Raw genomic sequence first — 14,881 nt, forward strand, 5'->3', positions numbered from 1 at the left:
CAACGGCAGCTGGAAGCGCGCCGGGGCGGCAGCGGGCCAAGCGGCCCGTCAGCGCAGCACGATGTCCACCGGGTTCGCCTGGGAGACCGGCCCCCCGGGCACCGCCGGGCCCTCGATGAGCCCCGACCGGTTGGTGCGCTTGTCCCGGAGGATCTCCGTGACGGACCCGAGGTAGCGCGAGAGGTCGATCACGTTCTCCGGGGCCGCGAGGAGCAGCTGGAAGCCGAACTCGTGCAGGGCCGCGATGCCCTGGCCCGCGAACTCCTCGGACGCGAGCACGAACGCCTCGTCCATCATGACCGTCCCGTAGCCGGTGAACCCGTGCTCGGCGATGCCCAGCTGATAGCTCAGCGCCGCGGCCATGATGAACGCGGTGAAGCGCTGCCGCTCGCCGCCGGACATCGAGCCCGTGTCCGCGTGCACGAACACCTCGTCCCGCGCCGTGCCCGCGGCAGCGTCGCGCGAGACGCGGTGCTCCTTGCACGAGATGAACACGTGCGAGCGCGTGTCGAGCACGTCGGACCGCCACCGCCGGTCCTCGGGCGTCTGGGACGCGAGCCGCTTCACGAGCGCCTCGAGCGTCTTGTACCGAACGGTGAGCTGGTCCTCGCCGGTGCCGCTCCCGCCCGAGGTGGCGGGGCCGGCGTCGTGCGCCGCAGCGGAATTCGCGGACGACGGCGCGTGGCGCGCCCTGAGCGCGGAGACGATCGCCTCCTTGAACTGCTTCGCGGACGCCGGGACGGTCTGGCGGATGTCCAGCTCGAGGTAGGAGCCGTCATGGAAGTCCACCCCGGCGAGGATCGAGTTCAGCGGCAGGATGCGGGCCGCGATGCCGCGGCGCTCCTCGTCGAGCAGGTGCAGCAGGGTCGAGAAGGACTCGTGCGTGCGCTGGGCGAAGAACTCCCGGAACTGCGCCTCCTGCGCGGGCAGGCCCTCCGAGACGATCTGCCGGTAGCGGGCCTCGAACGCGGCCGCGGCCCCGATCGAGACGCCGTGGTCCGCCGCGACCACGGGGCCCCAGTCGCGCTGGAACTGCTCGAAGATGCGGGTGAGGCGCTCGGCGGCGGCCTGGGCACGGCTCTCCGCGGCGTGGACGCGGGCGGCGAGGCGGCCGTGGACCTCGGCGGCGATCCGCTCGAGGTCGTGCTGGTCCTCGGCCTGGCCGAACTCGTCGAAGAGCGGGCCGAGCGTGCTGGTCGCCGCGGCCGACGGCGGGGCGTCGGCGAGGCGGGTCCGCGCGGCCTCGAGGAGGCGGTCGGCGGTCACGAGCTGGGCATCGAGCTGGCGGTACTCGCTCTGGAGCACCGCGGCGGCCTCGGTGGAGGCCTGGTGCTCGGCGCGGGCCGCCTCGACCTTGGCGCGCAGCGGCTCGAGGTCGCCCTGGGCCGCGAGCGCGTCCTCGAGGCGGGTGCCGATGCGGCGCAGCTCCTCCTCTGCCGCCGCGGAGGAGACCTCCTCCCACGCCCGCTCGTCCCGGGCCACGCGCCGCAGCGCCTCGAGCCGGCGGGAGAGCCCCTGGTGGGAGTCCTCGCTGGCCTGGGCGGCCTCGGCCGCGGCGGCGAGGGAGGCCTCGAGCTCGAGGACCCGGGCGGCGAGGAGCTCGACCTTGGCCGCGTTGTCGAAGCCGAGGACGAAGTCGGCGCGGGCCGCGAAGCGGTCGTCCTTCTCGACGGTGCCGCGGCCGCGCTTGACCACGCCGCCGAGGCTCAGTCCGCGCTCGAGGCCGGCGAGCTCGTCGGGATCCTCGACGCACGTGTAGGCGAAGTCCACCGCGATGCGCTCGCGGAGGTAGTCGCCGGCCGGGCCTTCGACGACCTCCAGCTTGGAGAGCAGGTCCCGCTCCCCCGCGGAGGCCAGGGCGGCCTCGGCGCCGGGGACGCGGCTGGAGAGGTCGACGGCGCGCAGCGCCCCGCGCACCGGGTTCGCGTCGAGCCACCGGGTCACCGCCGCGAAATGCTCCCCGGGGACGAGCAGGGTCGTGGCCAGCGAGCGCAGGGCCCGCTCGGCGGCCGGGCGCCACCGCTCCTCGTCCTCGGCGAGGTCGGTCAGCTCCCCGCCGAACGGCATCTCGTCCTCGTCGAGGCCGAGGGCCGCGGCGATCGCGGCGCGGTTCTCGACCGCGTGCTGGGGCAGGAGGCTCTTGCTCTGCGCGAGGGCCGAGAGCTCCGAACGGGCCTCGGCGAGCTCTCGCTTGGCGGTCGCGTGGGCCTCGAACGCGTCGAAGCGGGCCTCCCGCAGCGCCGCCGTGTCCCCCTCGAGCCCGGCGAGGGCCTCGGCGGCCCGGCGGTGCGCAGCCTCCCAGCCCTCGGCCGAGAACGGGAGGTCGAGGCCGGCGTCGTGCAGGCCCTCCTTCGCGGCCGCCTCGACCTCGCGGCGGAGGCGCAGGCCGACCGTCGCGTTGTCCCGGGCCTGCTCGAGGGCGGAGATCTGGTTGCCGCCGGCGCTGTTGTACTCGGCTTCGAGGGAGCGCAGCTCGGCGGCCAGGGCGTCGCGGCGGTGGCGCTCGGCGGAGAGCTCCTTCGCCTTGGCCTGGGCTCGGTCCCGGATGCCGACGATGAGCCGCTCCTGGACGGTGACGGCGTGCGACTGGCGGACGGCGTCGAAGGGCTCGTCGGCGAGCTCGCGCAGGCGTGCCGCCTCGGTCAGGGCGGCCTCGTACTCCTGATTCAGGCCGGGGACCGGGGCGAGCTGGTCGCGCTGGAGCCTGATGTCCTCGAGCCGGGCCCGGATGGACATGAGGTTGCTGAACTCCTCGACCACCTCGTCGGCGGCCGCGAGCGTGGCCGGCGGGTCGAGGACCTGGTCCCGGAAGAAGCTGTTGACGCTGCCGCCGAGGCCCTTGCCTGCCTGGATCACGCGCAGGAGCGGGAGCGCCTGGTCGCTCGAGATGCCCAGGAGCCGGCGGAAGCGCTCGGCGAAGTTCTTGTGGACGTCGAAGACCTGCGCCTCGGGGAAGACGGCCTCGAGCCCGCTGCGGGTGAAGCGCCGGCCCTGGGCCTGGCCGATGATCCCCTCGACCGCGGCCACGTCCAGCGGCACCGAGTCGATGAGGTAGAAGCGGCCGAGGCTGGACTCCGTGCCGTTCTTGGGCAGGTCGAACAGCGCCGTGAGCGTGTAGGAGGTGCCGGCCGCGTTGTCGAACGTGAGGGCGACGGCGCTCCAGGTGGCCCCCGGGCGCTGGAATGCGCTCGCACGGCCCTCCCCCACGGCCACGTCGCCGACCTTGCCCCGCATGTAGGTGTAGGTGGTGCGGCGGTCCTCGCTGTGCCCGGCGCGGGCCGCTGCGGCCTCATTGGAGCGCGGGCGGGCGTCGAACACGCGGGCGATCGCATCGAACAGCGTCGACTTGCCCACCCCCGAGTTGCCCGTGAGCATGGTGCCGGCCCGGTCCACGTGCATGGTGTGCGCCCCATGGAAGGTGCCCCAGTTGACGACCTGGACGAGGCTGAGCCGGTACTGTCCGGGGTTGATGTCCGTCCCGAGCGGGAGCATGGTCGCGACGCTCACAGGAGCCCCTCCGTCTCGCCGGAATCGCCGAGGTCACCCTGTGGGTCCCCAAGGTCAGGGTTTCCGACCTCTTCCAGAGGATCGGCCTCGTCGGGGCTGTGCGCGCCCTCGGCCTCGTCTGGCCCGTCCCCGCCTCCTCCGGCGAGGTCCACGCCCAAGGCGACCTGGCCGGCGTCGTCCGCGGCACCTCCATCCCGCGAGGGCCCCGCCGCGGCGACGGCCTCGAGGTGCCGGGTGACGTCGCCGATGTTCTCGAACGGCAGGGCGAGCGGCAGCGCGTTGGAGATGAGGTACACGTCCTCGAGCGGGGTGGGGATGAGGAGGCGGCGGGCCTGGAGCTTGGCGACCGCGCGGTGGACGGTATCGGCGTCACGGAGCGCGTCCTGCTCCTCGGCCGGCTGGTAGTGGGCCACGACGTCGGCGAGCTCCTCGAGCGTGACGGTCGGCTCCGTCTGGGCCGTGGCATGCCGGTCCAGGAGCAGCCGGAGCCGCAGGAGGAGGATGGTCTCGACCCTGCTGAGCGCGCGCTGCTGGCGCAGGACCGTGGCGCGCGAGGCCGTGCCCAGCAGCTCCGGGTCCACCGGCCGCAGCACGGCGACCTTGCGCTCGTGGTCGATGTGGAGACGGAGGAAGAGCTCGGACAGCCGCGAGCGCAGCACGTCCTCGTGGTCCAGCAGCGTGGTCCACGCCTTCTCGTCCCGGCCGCCGTCGAGGTACGGGCCCTTCAGGAGGCGGACCAGGACGTGGCGGACCCGCAGCGGGAGGACGCCGGTGTCGCCGTCGTACAGGGCCGTGCCGGGCACGAACGGCTCCTCCGGGGCGACCTCGGAGTCCAAGGGGGCGACCTCGGCAGCAGTTTCCATCAGTTCTCCTCCCGGGAGGTCGCAGGGGCCATGGTGCTCCGGACGCCTGCCGGCGCCCCCGCCGGTCCCACGGTCACCGTCGTGTTGGGGACGAAGGCGGTGCGCCGCGTCCCGTCGACCTGTTCGAATTCCAGCGGCGCCCACGCGTCCCGGCCGAAGCCCACGCCCCGGTTGAGCAGGTGCCCGAGGAGCGCGCGGATCGAGTTGATGTGCTGCTCATCGGCGGGCAGCTGGGCCCAGATATCGGGCAGCTCGGCGCGGCCGCCACCTGCCTCGAGGGCCACATCCACGGCTTCCCGCAGCGCCGCGGCCTTGGCCTTCCCCGTGCGGGCGGAGCGGACGCGGTCCTCCCGGCCGAAGGAGATGGGGTCGGCGAGCCGGGGCGGCGGCGCGAGTTCGTCCGGGTCGAAGAGCTTGACCATGGACAGGGACTCGAACTCTGCGCCGAACAGCTCGGGGGCCGGCGCGAACCCCGACTCCTCGCGGACGTACGGGAGGTGGCGGACGGCCTGCTCCGCCCGCCGGATCGCGTCGCGGAGCCGGACGGACTGGCGGTAGTCGTCGCTCTGGACATAGGTGTTCAGGCTCTCCGAGAGCTTGCCGTAGATGCGCTGGATCTGGGCGTTGGCCTCGCGCAGCTCCGCTACGAGGTGCCGGAGGGTCTCGCGCTCCTCGTGCCCGAGGCCGTCGGCGAAGTCCCGGGAGAGGACCTCGGAGATGGCGCCCCGGAAGCGCATCTGCTGCTCGGGGTCATCCAGGAACGCCGTGAACGAGCGGAAGGTGCGGCCCTCGCTGGAGGCGCGCAGCCGGCGGTCCGCCTCGAGGACCTGGGCCATCGTGGCGCCCTTCGTCAGCGACTCCTCGATGATCTGGTTGCGCAGCTGGCCCACCGAGTCCTCGATGCGGTCCCGCATGCGCTTGAAGTCGGCCGGGACGCCGGCGGCAAGGTCGAGGATGTTCTCGGCGGCCTCGAGGGCCGTCTCGTCGTCGAGGCTCCCGGTCTGCTCCCCGGCGCGCATGGCCCGCACGAGCTCGAGCCGCTCCTCGATCTCGGCCTCGAGGGCCTCGATCCTCGCGGTCGTGTCCGGGTTGGTCTCGCGCGCGAGCCTCTCCACGTCGCCGAGGAGTGTGCCGAGGCGCGATCCGGTCAGCGTGGACCGCTCGGAGGAGAGCGAGTCGAGGAACGCGAGCACGCGCGCCGTCGCCTCGGTGAGCTCGTACACGATCCGGCCGCCGTGCGCGCGGCGGGCGAGGAACCGGCGGCGGGTCCAGTCGTCGGCCACGGCGCGGCCGGTCGCGGCGCCGGCGGTGGGCGCGGCCCCGGAGGCGGCGTCGTGGGCGCGGAGGTCCTCGAGGAAGGCGTCGAGCTCCTCGTGGAACTGTTCGAGCTCCACCTGCGGGCGGTTGCGCGAGAACGCGGTCTGCAGCGCGGCGATGGTCCACGGGGCCGAGCGGGTGAGCGCCCACGCCGGCCCGCGGTGGAGCGACTCGAGCTCGGCGAGGCGGACCAGCATGGCGGACGACGGCGACCCCGCCGGCGCGGGTCCCTCGCCGCGCGCCGGGGTACGTGCAAGCGAGGGGGCCGGCAGCGGTCGCGGAGAGGGTTCTGGCACGGCTGACCACTCTACCGGGCGTCCACCGGGCGTCCACCGGCACGGCAGGAACCCGTCCGGCCGTTCCCCCGTTGGAACACGAGAGAGACTGCTCGGACCGTGGGGATACAGAACTGTCGGCGCCCCGGGACATAATGGGCCTTGGCTGGTCTGGGGGGAACCGCTCCTCGGCTCGTGCAGCCTACTGATTGCCGCCCGGCACCCCGGGCCTGAACGAGGAGCTCTGCGCCCTACGTGTTTCTGAAGACGTTCGGTTGGTCCTTCGGCGTGAGCGCCGTAGCGCTCGTCGTGGCCTTCGTCTACGGGGGCCCGCAGGCCCTCTTCCTCGCGCTGGTCCTGGGCATCCTCGAGGTGAGCCTGAGCTTCGACAACGCAGTGGTCAATGCCCGCATCCTCGAGCGCATGAACCCGTTCTGGCAGCGGATGTTCCTCACCGTCGGCGTCATCATCGCCGTGTTCGGCATGCGGGTGCTGTTCCCGCTGCTCATCGTCGGCGTCACCGCGAAGCTCAACCCGGTCGAGGCGGTCCAGCTCGCCCTGGCCAAGGGCCCCATCGAGGAGCCGGGCACCTACGCCTACGTCCTCCACCACGCCCACCCGCAGATCGCCGCGTTCGGCGGCATCTTCCTGCTCATGATCTTCCTCGACTTCATGTTCGAGGACCGCGAACTCAAGTGGCTGCACTGGTTCGAGGCGCCGCTGGCGAGGATCGGCCGGATGAACGGGGCCTCGCTCGTGGTCGGGCTCTTCGCCCTCGGCCTCATCGGCCAGCTCTCGGGCCCCGAGCTCCAGGGCAGCGTCCTGATGGCCGGCATCTTCGGCATGGTGACGTACTTCCTGGTCCAGGGCCTCGGCGAGCTCTTCGACACCGGAGACGAGGACGAGGACGCCGAGCCCTCCGAGCCGGCGGCCGCGGCCGGGACGCGCCCCAACAAGGCGATCCAGGTGGCCGGCAAGGCCGCGTTCATGCTGTTCCTCTACCTCGAGGTCATCGACGCCTCGTTCTCGTTCGACGGCGTCATCGGCGCGTTCGCCATCACGTCGGACCCGATCATCATCGCGCTCGGCCTCGGCCTGATCGGCGCGATGTTCGTCCGCTCGCTCACGGTCTACCTCGTCCGCCAGGGCACCCTCGACGAATTCGAGTACCTCGACCACGGCGCGCACTGGGCCATCGGCGCCCTCGCGGTGATCCTCCTGATCACGATCGGCGTCGAGGTCAGCGAGGTCATCACCGGCCTCATCGGCGTGGTCTTCATCGGGGCCGCCTTCGTCGCCTCCGTGATGCGCAACCGGCGCAAGGCCCTCGAACCCGAGCACGCCGCCACCGCCTGAGAAGGACATCCGCACCCTGTAGGGACAACGTAAGGAGCACACCGTGGGACTGAGCTTGCAGAAGGGGCAGGGCCTCTCGCTGACCAAGAAGGACGGCTCTGGCATGACCCAGGTCCGCCTCGGACTGGGATGGGATGCTGTCGAACAGCCCCGCAAGGGACTCTTCGGCAGCCTCTTCGGCGGCGGCGCCACGGAGATCGACCTGGATGCCTCAGCCATCCTCTACAACGCCGGCCGCCAGCCGCTCGACACGGTCTTCTTCAACCAGCTCACGAGCAAGGACGGCTCGATCCGGCACACGGGCGACAACCTCACCGGTGCCGGCGAGGGCGACGACGAGACCATCATGGTCAACCTGCCGTCCGTCAACGGCGCGGTCGAGCACATCGTCTTCGTCATCACCAGCTACTCGCAGCAGACGTTCAACGAGGTCCGCAATGCGTTCTGCCGGATCGTGGACGACTCCGCCGCCGGCAGCCCCGAGGTGGCCCGCTACACGCTCACCGAGCAGGGGCCCACCACGGGCATGATCATGGCCAAGCTCTCCCGCGAGGGTGCAGGCTGGAAGTTCACGGCCATCGGGCAGCCTGCGAACGGCCGCACGGTGGGCGACCTCGTCGGCCCGTCGGCCGCCGTCCTGTAGACCACCGAACCACCGCACATCACAAGGAGCACCGTGGCAAGCCTCACCCTCAGCAAGGGCAGCAACCTCTCCCTGACCAAGGCCGATCCCGGCCTCACCCGCGCCATGGTGGGCCTCGGCTGGGACCCGCGCACCACCGCGGGCGAGATGTTCGACCTCGACGCGAGCGCCCTGCTCGTCTCGGCCCGCGGCAAGGTCCGCAACAACGACGACTTCATCTTCTATAACCAGCTCGAGGCCAAGGACGGCTCGGTGGTCCACCAGGGCGACAACCGCACCGGCGAGGGCGAGGGCGACGACGAGCAGATCCTCATCGACCTGACGAAGGTGGCTGGCGACGTCGACAAGGTCGTCATCGTGGTCTCGATCGACCAGGCGGAGGCGCGGCGCCAGAACTTCGGCATGGTCAGGGGCGCGTTCTGCCGGGTCGTCAACGACGTCACCGGCCAGGAGGTGGTCCGCTACGACCTCACCGAGGACGCCGCGAGCGAGACCTGCATGATCTTCGCCGAGATCTACCGGCACGGCGGCGAATGGAAGTTCCGCGCGGTCGGCCAGGGCTACGCGAGCGGCCTGGCCGGGCTGGCCACCGACTTCGGCGTCGTCCTCGACTGACACCGCATCCGAGACAGAAGAAGGAGCACTTCACATGGCGGGACTGACCCTGACCAAGGGCGGCAATCTCTCTCTGACCAAGACCGATCCCGGCCTCACCAAGGCGATCGTGGGGCTCGGCTGGGATCCGCGGACGACGACGGGCGACGCCTTCGACCTCGACGCGTCGGCGCTGCTCGTGGGAGCCAGCGGCAAGGTCCGCTCCGACGCGGACTTCATCTTCTACAACCAGAAGCAGTCCCCCGACGGCGCGGTGACCCATCTGGGCGACAACCGCACGGGCGAGGGCGAGGGCGACGACGAGCAGATCCAGGTCGACCTGACCAAGGTGGCGGCGGACGTCGAGCGCATCGTCGTGGTGGTGAGCATCGACCAGGCCGAGGGCCGCCGGCAGAACTTCGGCATGGTCCGCTCGGCGTACTGCCGGATCGTCAACGAGGGCACGAACGCCGAGGTGGTCCGCTACGACCTCTCCGAGGACGCCGCGAGCGAGACCTGCATGATCTTCGCCGAGCTCTACCGCAACGCCGGCGAATGGAAGTTCAAGGCTGTCGGCCAGGGCTACGCGAGCGGCCTCGCCGGCGTCGCGACCGACTTCGGCGTGAACCTCGGCTGACGCAGCCCTCCCACCCACCTTCTGCAAGGAGCACCTCGATGTCCATCTCCCTGACCCCGCCGGATCCCACCGAGTCCGAGAACGCCCTCGTGCTGCAGGCGCCGGAGCCCGCCCCCGTCATCCAGGAGGAGCAGGCCCCCGGCATGGTCCCGGTCCCCACCGAGCGCCAGACCGAGATCGCCAGCCAGGCGAAGGCCTACGTGGCCGAGATCGCCGCGATGGACTCGCGCAGCCCGGAGTTCCAGCAGAAGGTCGAGGGCCTCAACCGGTTCGCCGGGCGGGAGATGGTCGCGTCCTCGGACGCCTCGAGCAGGATGCTCGACCGCTCGAGCACCTCCCTCGCGAGTGCCAAGAAGTCGAACAACAGTGCGCAGATGTACGTCGCGTCCACGCTCGGCGAGCTGCGCTCCACCGTCGAGGACCTCACCCCGGGCCAGGAGCTCAGTGCGGGCCGGAAGATCCTGGGCTTCGTGCCGGGCGGGAACAAGCTGGCCCGCTACTTCCAGCGCTACGAGTCGGCCCAGACCCAGCTGGACAAGATCATCAAGTCGCTCATGGCCGGCCAGGACGCCCTCATGAAGGACAACGCCTCGCTTGCCCAGGAGAAGACGAACCTCTGGGAGACGATGAAGCAGCTGTCGGAGTACGCGGTCTTCGCCCAGGAGCTGGACAGGGCCACGGTCGAGAAGATCGAGGAGGTCCGCCGCAGCGGCCAGACCGAGCACGCGCAGCAGCTCGAGTCGGACGTGCTGTTCCCGGTGCGCCAGCGCCGCCAGGACATCCTCACCCAGCTCGCCGTCTCGGTGCAGGGCTACCTCGCGATCGACATGATCCGGAAGAACAACACCGAGCTCATCAAGGGCGTGGACCGCGCCCGCACCACCACGATCAGCGCCCTCCGCACTGCCGTGATCGTCGCGCAGGCGCTCGCCAACCAGAAGCTCGTCCTGGACCAGATCGACGCGATCAACACGACGACGAACAACATGATCCTGCGCACCTCGGAGATGCTGAAGGACCAGACCGCGCGCATCCACCAGCAGGCCTCCTCCTCGGGCGTCTCGGTCCAGACGCTCGAGAAGGCGTTCGCGAACATCTACCAGACGATGGATGCCATCGACACGTTCCGCTCGCAGGCGGCCAAGAGCATGGAGAGCACGGTCCAGGCGCTCGAGACGGGCCTCGAGAAGTCGCGCCCGTACATCGAGCGCGTGCGCCGGCAGGAGGGCAACGCGGGCTAGGCCTGGTCGCCGGCCTCGTCCTCGTCGTCGAAGCCCTCCTCGAACTCGTCCTCGTCCCCGGCCTCCTCCTCGTAGTCCACGACCGCGTCGTACACGGCGTCGAGGGCGGGGACGGGCACGTTGACCATGCCGTCCGAGGTGTCGGCGAGGCCGAGGGCCTCGAGCTCGCGGATCTCGCGCAGCAGGGCCTCCGAGAGGCCCTGGAGCTGCTGGGCGGCCCCGGGGCCGAGCTCATCCTCGTCCTCCTCGGCCTCGCCGTCCTCGGCGAGGCCGGTGCCCAGGGACGCGACGTCCTCGAGGGGGAACGGCTGCTGGTGGACCGCGGCGGTGAGGATCGTCGTGAGCACGGCGGCGGTCTCGCCGTCCGGAGTCCCGGGAGCACCGTCGGTGCACGCGGCGACCACGATCTCCGTGCCGAGGAACTGGGCCTCGAGCCGCCCGAGCCCGTCGGTGCCGCCCAGATCCGCGGCGCCCTCGCCGGCGCGGGCCACGCCGCCGGCGGTGTCCACGAGCTCGGCGTTGACCATGGCCTCCCAGAGCCTCTGGGCGCGGGCCTCGGAGCCGACCACCTCGGCGGCGGACGCCAGCGCGTCGGCCGGGAGGGTCGCGTCCGGGGTGACCTCGCGGCCGGTGCCGAGCCAGTCGAGCAGTGCCCGGGCGTGCTGCACGAACGGGGCACCGGAGGCGAAGGCTGCGGCCTCCTCCTCGCTGGCCTGGGGCAGGTTGGCCCGGGGCCCCTCGTCGACGATCCCGCCGAGCGCCTCGGCCTGCGCGTCGAGCACCTCGGCGACGGCCTCGAGCTCCTCGGCGGTCCCCTCCCAGCGGCCGGTCTCCTCGAGGAAGGTGAGCCAGTCGATCAGGGTGCCGATCACGTAGCGCTGGTCGTCGATCGACTGGTCCTCGTTGTCCGCGGCGGCGGCGACGTCCTCGAGGAACGGCGGGAGGAAGCCGGCCACGTGGTCGGGGTCGAGCCGGAGGGACGGCGTGCCCTTGGCGAGGCTCGAGACGATCGTGACGAACATCTTCACGACGGTAAGCTGGCCGGCCGCGAAGCCCGCGAGGTCGGCCTCCTCCCGCGAGGCCCAGGCGACGTACTCGGGGGTGAGGCCGTCGATCATGAGGTCGATGCTGCGGCGCCGCCGCTCGTAGTCGTTCCTCGAGGTCGTGGTGCGCGGGCGGGTGTTCTTCGGCTTGCGTGTGCGGCTCTTCGGCATGAGAAGAGCCTACGCCGCCCGCAACACGGCGGCGGTCCCCTGCCTGCGCCGGCGGGGGCCTCGGCAGTGCGGGGGGCGACGCCAGCGGCGCAGGGGTCAGGGCGCCGTCGGCTTGCCGGTCCGCTGCCGGGCGGCGAGCAGATCGAGGACGTCCTGGGCGGTCCCGGTCTCCCCCAGACGCGGGAACACGGCCGAGACGGCGTACTCGTGCGCGCCGGGGCTGAAGTCGGTCATGGCATCGACCGCGAGTGCCACCGAGTAGCCGAGGTCGTGGGCGGCGCGGGCCGTGGACTCGACGCCCATGCTCGTGGAGATCCCGGCCAGGACGATCTGGGTCACGCCGAGCCCGCGCAGGACCGCGTCGAGGTCCGTGGTCGCGAAGGCGCCCACGCTGCGCTTGGTGAGCAGCACGTCGTCGTCGGCGGTGTGCAGGCCCTCGACGAGGGCCGCGAAGTCCTCGGGCAGCTCCGCCGGCAGCCGCCGTCCCAGTTCGGTCCGGCCGGCCGGGGCGCCGGCGACGTTGACGAGGACCACGGGCAGGCTGGCGGCCCGGAACGCATCGGCGAGACGCGTCGACGCGGCGACGACGTCCGGGATGCGTGGCGTCCCCGAGGGCTCCTGGGGCCGGCCCGTGATCCCCTTCTGCAGGTCGATGACCACGAGGGCGGTCCTAGGGTCGAGGGCAGTGAGGGCCATGGCTGGACTCCTTGGGGGGTCGGGGTTCGGTCCGGACCGGGCTCAGCCGGCGTCGGCGATGCGGGCCAGGAGGGCGAGGGCGTCGCGGAGCCGGGCGAGCTCGTCCGCGTCCAGCTCGCGGGCCAGGGTGCGCTGCAGCCAGTCCTCCTTGGCGAGCCGGTGGGCGGCGAACTGCTCTCGGGCCTCCGGGGTGAGGGACAGGGGCGCCTTGCGCCCGTCGGCGGGGTCGGGATCGCGGCGCAGCAGCCCGGCAACCTCGAGCGCCGCGACGGTGGCGCCCATGGACTGCGGGCGCACCCCTTCAGCGCGGGCGAGCCCGCTCACGGTGGCCGGGCCGTCCCGCTCGAGCCGGACGAGGACGTTGATCTGGGACCCGGTGAGGTCCACGGGGTCCGCCTGCTGGCGCAGCCGGCGGCTGAGGCGGGCGAGCACCGGCCGGAGCTCGCCGGCGAGGGCTGCAGCCTCGGGGCCGGCCGCGCGGTCTGTCTCCATCCGCCCATTCCAGCACATGCGAAGGAACCTGCACAGCCTCCTTCAGGGTTTCCCGGCGCCGATCACAGCGCGAGCGGCTAAGGTGAATCCATGGTCGGGAAGTTCTTCGGATCGCTGTTCGGCGGGGCCGGGCGCGAGCCCGAGCATGGCCTCGACGAGCAGCTGCCCCTCACCCAGGCCCAGGAGCTCGAGCAGACGCGCGGGGCCCTCGGGACGCTGCGCAGCGCCATCCGCCGCGCGGGTTCCGTGCTGCCCACGCTCGCGTCCTCGCGGGTCCGGCAGACCGACGACCTCCTGGCAGGACTCATCGACTACATCGCCGAGCACGGCGCCTCCACCGAGCAGCGGGTCCTGCTCAACGCGATCGTCACCGACTACCTCCCCACGTCGCTGCGCGTCTACCGCGCCCTGCCGCCCTCCACCCACACGGACTCGAGCCCCGAGTCGGAGAAGCTGCTCGAGCAGCTGGACATCCTGCACTCGACTGCCCTCGACCTGGACAACCAGGTCCGCACCGGGGCCCTCGCCGAGCTCAGCGTCCATGGGCGCTTCCTGCAGGACAAGTTCGACGTCGGCGGCATCCGCCTCACCTCAGCTCCGCAATCCCGAGAAGGAGACGCACTCTGATGGCCACGATGGTCGCAGGCAGCAATGCCGCCCTCACCGCGGAGAACCCCGGGCTCGGCGGGGTGATGGTGGCGATGGGCTGGCAGACCGTGCCGAGCAACGGCCCCCAGTCCGAGCTCACCTCGCTCGCGATCATCTGCGGTGAGGACGGGCACGCCCTCTCTCCCGAGCACCTCGTCTTCTTCAATCAGCTCACGACGGCGGGCGGCGGCGTCCGCTTCACCGGCGGCGAGGACGGCGCGCACGGCGCGACGCACGACCAGGAGCAGATCGACGTCGAGTTCGGGCTCATCCCGGCCGAGGTCGCCAAGATCGCGTTCCTCGCCTACGTGGACCCGGAGGTGCGCGGCCCGGGGACCTTCGGCGCCGTGCGCAGCGCCTACATCCGGCTCGCCCGGCCCGACGGCTCGGAGCTCCTGCGCTTCGACGTCCCGGAGCTGCACGGGGACCGGATCAAGGCCATGATGTTCGGCGAGCTCTACCGGCACCGCGACGACTGGAAGTTCCGGGCCCTCGGCCAGGGCTACGAGAACGGCCTCGCCGGCGTCTCCCGCGACTTCGGGCTCGACCTCTGATGAAGGGCCTGGCTGGCTCCGATGTGCCGTTCATGACCCGGCGGGTCAAGGCGCCCGCGCCGGTGGCTGAGCCCCGGCGAAACCCCGAACCGGTGGCTGAGCGCAGCCGAAACCCCCTCGAGCTCGGCGAACCCACGGTCCCCGCCCCACCTCCCTCCGCCGGCGTGCCGTCCGCCGGCCTCGACCTCTCCCCCGCCCCGGCCGCCGGGGGCCAGTCCGCCGTCGCGGCGCGCCACCCCGGCCCGGCCACGCTCGAGTCCCGCCTGTACCCGGCACCGGCGTTCGGCGAGCTCCACCAGCTCGCGGAGGGCGCCGCCGTCGTGCGCCTGAACCCGCGCCAGTCCGGGATCGGGTCCCTCTTCGTCACCGGCGCGCGCGGCACGGCCTGGGAGGGCGAGGACCGCACCACGGGGGCACAGAGCGTGCACCGGGAGCAGATCGGCACCCCCATCCCGACCCCCGGGAACCGGCCGCTCGTGGGCTTCGTTAATCGGGACGCCGTCGTGGTGCTGCGCCATGTGCGCAGGCTCCGCCGGGCCCTGTTCATCGGGGCCGGCGGGACCATGACGGTCCAGACCTTCGACGGCTCGGCCATCGCGGTCCAGGGCACCCTGGGCCCGGGCCAGCGCACGGTCCTGACCGCGACCCGCATCGGCGCGCTCCTCGAGCTGCGCGCCGAATCGGTCCCCGAGGACTGGGACGACGGCGAGATCTGGCGCGAGTTCGCCTTCACGATGACCGTGGGACTGGGAGGCCTGCGGCGCTAGCCCGGCCGCGCACCCGGCGGTCCCGACCACTCGGCCCCGCGACTCGCGGAGCCGCCCTGTTCCTGCACGCACCGACA

The 14,881-nt window shown here is 72.1% G+C and carries 14 protein-coding genes; 8 read left to right on the plus strand and 6 right to left on the minus strand.

Annotation, left to right across the window (positions count from 1 at the left end; all coding sequences use genetic code 11):
- Positions 1 to 48 precede the first annotated feature (48 nt).
- The 3 genes from J2W20_RS10160 to J2W20_RS10170 are packed head-to-tail and all read right to left on the minus strand — an operon-like array spanning position 49 to position 5,884.
- Positions 49 to 3,507 carry an ATP-binding protein gene (locus tag J2W20_RS10160; RefSeq protein ID WP_307006447.1) on the minus strand — a complete coding sequence of 1,153 codons (3,459 nt, stop codon included), beginning with the start codon at positions 3,505 to 3,507 and terminating at the stop codon, positions 49 to 51.
- Positions 3,504 to 4,370, minus strand: a complete 867-nt coding sequence (locus J2W20_RS10165; protein ID WP_307006448.1) for a DUF4194 domain-containing protein — start codon at positions 4,368 to 4,370, stop codon at positions 3,504 to 3,506. The genes J2W20_RS10160 and J2W20_RS10165 overlap by 4 nt, the downstream gene beginning before the upstream one ends.
- On the minus strand, positions 4,370 to 5,884 hold the full coding sequence (locus J2W20_RS10170) for a DUF3375 family protein (protein ID WP_307006617.1): 1,515 nt from the start codon (positions 5,882 to 5,884) through the stop codon (positions 4,370 to 4,372). The genes J2W20_RS10165 and J2W20_RS10170 overlap by 1 nt, the downstream gene beginning before the upstream one ends.
- Before the next feature lie 333 nt (positions 5,885 to 6,217).
- On the opposite strand from J2W20_RS10170, the gene J2W20_RS10175 reads away from it, so the two are divergent.
- Genes J2W20_RS10175 through J2W20_RS10195 form a run of 5 tightly spaced genes read left to right on the plus strand, consistent with a single transcriptional unit; the run spans position 6,218 to position 10,433 of the window.
- Entirely contained in the window at positions 6,218 to 7,318 is a 1,101-nt protein-coding gene (locus tag J2W20_RS10175) for a DUF475 domain-containing protein (protein WP_307006449.1), read from the plus strand.
- Positions 7,319 to 7,361: 43 nt separating this feature from the next.
- A complete protein-coding gene (locus J2W20_RS10180; RefSeq protein ID WP_307006450.1) occupies positions 7,362 to 7,961 on the plus strand; it encodes a TerD family protein in 600 nt (199 codons plus the stop codon).
- Between the two features lie 33 nt (positions 7,962 to 7,994).
- Complete coding sequence (locus J2W20_RS10185) at positions 7,995 to 8,576, plus strand: TerD family protein (RefSeq protein ID WP_307006451.1); 582 nt, start codon at positions 7,995 to 7,997, stop codon at positions 8,574 to 8,576.
- Between the two features lie 34 nt (positions 8,577 to 8,610).
- Positions 8,611 to 9,192, plus strand: a complete 582-nt coding sequence (locus J2W20_RS10190; RefSeq protein ID WP_307006452.1) for a TerD family protein — start codon at positions 8,611 to 8,613, stop codon at positions 9,190 to 9,192.
- Between the two features lie 38 nt (positions 9,193 to 9,230).
- Entirely contained in the window at positions 9,231 to 10,433 is a 1,203-nt protein-coding gene (locus J2W20_RS10195; protein WP_307006453.1) for a toxic anion resistance protein, read from the plus strand.
- Here J2W20_RS10195 and J2W20_RS10200 read toward each other — a convergent pair.
- From J2W20_RS10200 to J2W20_RS10210, 3 genes are all read right to left on the minus strand, one after another.
- Positions 10,430 to 11,647, minus strand: coding sequence for a hypothetical protein (locus J2W20_RS10200; RefSeq protein WP_307006455.1), 1,218 nt, complete (start codon positions 11,645 to 11,647; stop codon positions 10,430 to 10,432). The two genes, J2W20_RS10195 and J2W20_RS10200, sit on opposite strands and share 4 nt — an antisense overlap.
- Positions 11,648 to 11,743: 96 nt before the next feature.
- Positions 11,744 to 12,343 carry a cysteine hydrolase family protein gene (locus J2W20_RS10205; protein ID WP_307006456.1) on the minus strand — a complete coding sequence of 200 codons (600 nt, stop codon included), beginning with the start codon at positions 12,341 to 12,343 and terminating at the stop codon, positions 11,744 to 11,746.
- A 42-nt stretch (positions 12,344 to 12,385) separates the two neighbouring features.
- Positions 12,386 to 12,835: a MarR family winged helix-turn-helix transcriptional regulator gene (locus J2W20_RS10210; RefSeq protein WP_307006457.1), complete on the minus strand. Its 450-nt coding sequence runs from the start codon at positions 12,833 to 12,835 to the stop codon at positions 12,386 to 12,388.
- A gap of 90 nt (positions 12,836 to 12,925) precedes the next feature.
- Here J2W20_RS10210 and J2W20_RS10215 point away from each other — a divergent pair, with 90 nt between their 5' ends.
- From J2W20_RS10215 to J2W20_RS10225, 3 genes are all read left to right on the plus strand, one after another.
- Complete coding sequence (locus J2W20_RS10215) at positions 12,926 to 13,462, plus strand: hypothetical protein (protein ID WP_307006458.1); 537 nt, start codon at positions 12,926 to 12,928, stop codon at positions 13,460 to 13,462.
- Positions 13,462 to 14,037, plus strand: coding sequence for a TerD family protein (locus J2W20_RS10220; RefSeq protein ID WP_307006459.1), 576 nt, complete (start codon positions 13,462 to 13,464; stop codon positions 14,035 to 14,037). Before J2W20_RS10215 ends, J2W20_RS10220 begins: the two co-directional genes overlap by 1 nt.
- A gap of 92 nt (positions 14,038 to 14,129) precedes the next feature.
- A complete protein-coding gene (locus J2W20_RS10225) occupies positions 14,130 to 14,804 on the plus strand; it encodes a hypothetical protein (RefSeq protein ID WP_307006460.1) in 675 nt (224 codons plus the stop codon).
- Positions 14,805 to 14,881: the final 77 nt, after the last annotated feature.

The organism is Sinomonas atrocyanea, assembly GCF_030812675.1.
Lineage (GTDB): Bacteria > Actinomycetota > Actinomycetes > Actinomycetales > Micrococcaceae > Sinomonas > Sinomonas atrocyanea_B.